Source organism: Pantoea sp. RIT413, from assembly GCF_003057675.2.
GTDB classification, from domain to species: Bacteria; Pseudomonadota; Gammaproteobacteria; order Enterobacterales; family Enterobacteriaceae; genus Pantoea; species Pantoea eucrina.
On the sequence record NZ_QBJB02000028.1, the window covers coordinates 1 to 4,260 of the forward strand.

Consider the following 4,260-nt stretch of genomic DNA (forward strand, 5'->3'; position numbering starts at 1 on the left):
GGTGCCCACGTTTACGTGCAGTTTGTTACGCTGAAATTGCTCTTTAGCCATCGCTTGTCCCTCTAAGACACGAATATATCAAAGATATCGTCACATTAACCAGGCAGTGCCCGATGTTAGTTTTACAGAGAGAGAATCAGGAGAGAGATAAAGGAAGTGGTGCTGATACCCAGAGTCGAACTGGGGACCTCACCCTTACCAAGGGTGCGCTCTACCAACTGAGCCATATCAGCACATCTGGAGCGGGCAGCGGGAATCGAACCCGCATCATCAGCTTGGAAGGCTGAGGTAATAGCCATTATACGATGCCCGCATCCTGGAACTCGGCTACCTGTTCTTTCTGTAGCTTTTGAATAATAAAAGAAGACCTTTTACTATTCGAGCCAGTCAGAGTTTCCGACTGACCCTGACCACACAGATGTGCAATCTGAATCCGGAGGTGAGAGATTTGAACTCACCCATCAGGTAAACTCTTACCTGATGCCCAACCAGGAGGCTGAGATGGTGGTGGGAGAAGGATTCGAACCTTCGAAGTCTGTGACGGCAGATTTACAGTCTGCTCCCTTTGGCCGCTCGGGAATCCCACCTACTTGATGGTGCCGGCTACCGGAATCGAACTGGTGACCTACTGATTACAAGTCAGTTGCTCTACCAACTGAGCTAAGCCGGCATCAAGTGACGCGCATTCTAGGAAGACCGGCTCCGAGATGCAACAAGAAAATCATCATTTTTATTCTTTTGCTTACTATTTGTGCAAAAGCTCTCAACAGCAGGCATTACTGTCGCTTCTTCACTCATATCTGGTACAAATGTTCACCACCGCGTTCAGCGGCTACGCTCTGTTTTCTCTTTGACTGAACTGCCCGGGGTTAAACTATTTACTGGTTTTTTTAGCAGCTGATAGAAAAACACAGCTTTTTTCATTCCACCAGGTGAAAAAAATGTGGCGTGTTCTGCGAAAGCGCTCGCACGATCATCATTTTGCTTCTGTTTAAAGTGACACTGGTGTTAACCTCCTGCCCACTGTTTCCGTTAATTTATCTTCTATGACGCGCAATCGCGTTCAGGACGCTTCATGATGAGGCAGGGATGAACCACACTTTGCGGTCAGATATATGCTTATGAGTAGAAAAACAACGCCACTGACCACCCCTTATCTGCAATTCGACAGACAGCAGTGGGCTGCGCTGCGTGACTCAGTGCCTATGACACTGGATGAGCGTGAAGTTGAGCGCCTGCGCGGTATCAATGAAGATCTCTCTCTTGATGAGGTTGCTGAGATCTATCTTCCTCTATCACGTCTGCTGAACTTCTACATCAGTTCTAATTTGCGACGTCAGGCCGTACTGGAACAGTTTCTCGGCACCAACGGGCAAAAGATCCCTTATATCATCAGCATTGCCGGCAGCGTTGCCGTCGGAAAAAGCACGACTGCGCGCGTGCTGCAGGCGCTGCTTAGCCGCTGGCCGGAACATCGCAAAGTAGAATTGATCACCACTGATGGTTTCCTGCATCCGAATGCCGTGCTGAAAGAGCGCGGTCTGATGAAGAAGAAAGGGTTTCCGCAGTCCTACGATATGCATCGCCTGGTAAAGTTTGTTTCCGATCTCAAGTCGGGCGCCAGCCAGGTCACGGCACCGGTCTACTCGCATCTGATTTATGATGTCATCCCTGACGGCGATAAAGTGGTTGAGCAGCCTGATATCCTGATTCTGGAAGGGCTTAACGTGCTGCAGAGCGGTATGGACTACCCGCACGATCCGCATCACGTATTTGTTTCTGACTTTGTGGATTTCTCAATCTATGTGGATGCTCCGGAAACCTTACTGGAACGCTGGTACATCAACCGCTTCCTGAAATTCCGTGAAGGTGCTTTCAGCGATCCCGATTCCTACTTTCATCACTATTCGCAGCTGCCGAAAGAGGATGCCGTTAACATTGCGCGCGGGCTGTGGCAGGAAATCAACGGTCTTAACCTGAAAGAAAATATTCTGCCAACGCGTGAGCGCGCCAGCCTGATTATGACCAAAGAGGCTAACCACGCCGTTCAGAGCGTAAGGCTGAGGAAGTAACAGCAAAAAGCCCTGCGTGCAGGGCTTTTATCATAGTGCTGTGGCTAACCGTTATCTGGCCTGAGTGAGATCTCCCCGCCAACCCAGGATTTAATCACTCCCTCCTGTTCCAGCAGCAGGCCACCCTGCTTATCTATCCCGCGCGCAATACCGTAAACTTCGCGCTCACCAATCAGTAATTTAACCGGACGATTGATAAAATTATCCAGCTTTTCCCAGCGCTGAATAAAGGGAGCCAGACCGTCGCGCTCAAAAAGCGGTAACGCCGCACGCAGACTGTTAATGATACTGGCTGCCAGCTGGTTGCGATCGATAGTCACGCCCGCTTCCTGCAGGTTGATCCAGCCCTGATTGATTTCTGAAGTGCCTTCACCCCGCATTCCCAGGTTGATGCCTGCCCCCATAACAATCTGCGCCGCATCGCCGGTTTTACCGGTGAGTTCAACCAGGATGCCAGCAAGTTTACGATCGTTAAGATAGAGATCGTTTGGCCACTTCACACGGACATTTTCAGCGCCAAGGGACTGAATCACTTCCGCCATGACAATCCCTATGACCAGGCTCAGCCCCATCGCAGCAGCTGGTCCCTGCTCCAGACGCCAGTACATCGACAGATAGAGGTTGGCTCCAAAAGGCGAAAACCATTTACGTCCGCGGCGTCCACGTCCTGCCTGCTGGTACTCCGCAACGCAGGCAAAACCTGACTCAAGCTGATCCATGCGATCAAGCAGATACTGGTTGGTTGAGTCTATAACCGGAATAACGGCGATACCCGGGGTCTCCAGATGAGTATGGATAAGCGCTTCATCCAGCAGCTGCAGAGGCGCAGCCAGGCTGTAGCCTTTTCCTGTCACAGTAAAGACATCCAGACCCCAGCTTTTCAGAGTCTGTATGTGCTTATTAACTGCAGCACGGCTCATGCCCAGCGCTTCACCCAGATGTTCACCTGAGTGGAATTCACCGTCAGCCAGCAACGCAGCCAGCTTGAGAGGGACGCTTTGATCTTTCATGCAATAACCTCAACTGCATTACGCTCGCCATTGGCGCCGATAAAACGCACTTCAGGTTCCAGCCAGACATTGAACTTCTTACCCACATGCTGCCGCACCGTATGTGCCAGTGTAACAATCTCCTGCGGCGTGGCGCGATCCTGATTGATCAGAACCAGCGCCTGCTGGCGATGTACGGCGGCGCCGCCTACGCTGAAGCCCTTAAGCTGACACTGGTCGATTAACCAGCCTGCCGCCAGTTTTACCTCGCCATCAGGCTGAGGATAGTGTGGTATTGCAGGCCACTGCGCGAGCAGCTCTGTCAGCTGCTCAGCTGAAACAAGCGGGTTTTTAAAGAAGCTGCCCACATTTCCGGTAACGCGCGGATCGGGCAGTTTGCTTTGACGCATCTGACATACAGCATGGCAGACATCCCAGGCGGTAGTCGTCGCCGGGTTAAGTTTTGCCAGATCGCCATAACTCAGTACCGGTTTCCACGCTTTCATCAGGCGCAGTCCGATCGCGATGATGACGTAATCATCTTTGAGCGCGTGTTTAAATATGCTATCGCGATAGCCAAAGCCGCACTCTTCACGATAGAGCCTTTTAGTGGCTGATGTAGGCAGATGCAGTACATCGACATAGTGACAGACATCTTTAAACTCTACGCCATAGGCACCGATATTCTGGATCGGAGCGGAGCCTGACATACCTGGAATGAGCGCCAGGTTTTCCAGGCCAGGGATCCCTTTTTTCAGGGTATATTCCACTAACTCATGCCAGTTTTCACCGGCGCCAGCGTGCACATGCCAGGCTTCTTCATGCTCTTCAGGCTGAATACCTTTGATGGCATTAACGACGACGGTGCCGTTGAAATCCTCGAGGAACAGAACATTGCTTCCTTCACCGAGGATAATAAAGGGTTGATTGCGCTGCTGGCTGGAGTGCCACGCTGCGGTAATGGCTTCTGCGCTATCAGCGATAATCAGCGATTGTGCGTCGATCTCAAGACCGAGCGTATTACATGCTTTAAGGGAGGTACCTGGGCTGGACATTTCACGGCCTTTACTGAGTGATCTGGCCGTAGTTTACCCGATTGACTAAACAGGAGTGGGGATTTTGATGTTTTTAGCAGGGAATTTTTGCTTTTCTGCAGACGTAAAAAAGCCCTGAACGCGTGTTCAGGGCTCTCTTACTTG

The 4,260-nt window shown here is 51.2% G+C and carries 3 protein-coding genes and 4 tRNA genes; 1 reads left to right on the plus strand and 6 read right to left on the minus strand.

All coding sequences use genetic code 11. The features are described 5' to 3' along the window. Window positions 1-157: 157 nt before the first annotated feature. From DBY66_RS17660 to DBY66_RS17675, 4 genes are all read right to left on the minus strand, one after another. A tRNA-Thr gene (locus tag DBY66_RS17660) sits at window positions 158-233 on the minus strand. Between the two features lie 5 nt (window positions 234-238). Beyond that, window positions 239-313 (minus strand) — tRNA-Gly (locus DBY66_RS17665). A gap of 189 nt (window positions 314-502) precedes the next feature. Next, window positions 503-587 (minus strand) — tRNA-Tyr (locus DBY66_RS17670). A 7-nt stretch (window positions 588-594) separates the two neighbouring features. Beyond that, window positions 595-670 (minus strand) — tRNA-Thr (locus DBY66_RS17675). 451 nt (window positions 671-1,121) lie between these two features. Between DBY66_RS17675 and coaA the strand changes: the two genes are divergently transcribed. Beyond that, window positions 1,122-2,072, plus strand: coding sequence for a type I pantothenate kinase (coaA, locus tag DBY66_RS17680; protein WP_039385682.1), 951 nt, complete (start codon window positions 1,122-1,124; stop codon window positions 2,070-2,072). Window positions 2,073-2,116: 44 nt separating this feature from the next. Here the strand turns inward: coaA and birA are convergent, their stop codons facing one another. Further along, on the minus strand, window positions 2,117-3,082 hold the full coding sequence (gene birA, locus DBY66_RS17685; RefSeq protein ID WP_039381823.1) for a bifunctional biotin--[acetyl-CoA-carboxylase] ligase/biotin operon repressor BirA: 966 nt from the start codon (window positions 3,080-3,082) through the stop codon (window positions 2,117-2,119). Then, a complete protein-coding gene (gene murB, locus DBY66_RS17690; RefSeq protein WP_071668693.1) occupies window positions 3,079-4,116 on the minus strand; it encodes a UDP-N-acetylmuramate dehydrogenase in 1,038 nt (345 codons plus the stop codon). Before murB ends, birA begins: the two co-directional genes overlap by 4 nt. Window positions 4,117-4,260: the final 144 nt, after the last annotated feature.

What these genes read in the sequence shown, in the direction of transcription:
- birA (WP_039381823.1), bottom strand. Translation starts at nt 3,082, where the DNA reads ATGAAAGATCAAAGCGTCCCTCTCAAGCTGGCTGCGTTGCTGGCTGAC.
- coaA (WP_039385682.1), top strand. Translation starts at nt 1,122, where the DNA reads ATGAGTAGAAAAACAACGCCACTGACCACCCCTTATCTGCAATTCGAC.
- murB (WP_071668693.1), bottom strand. Translation starts at nt 4,116, where the DNA reads ATGTCCAGCCCAGGTACCTCCCTTAAAGCATGTAATACGCTCGGTCTT.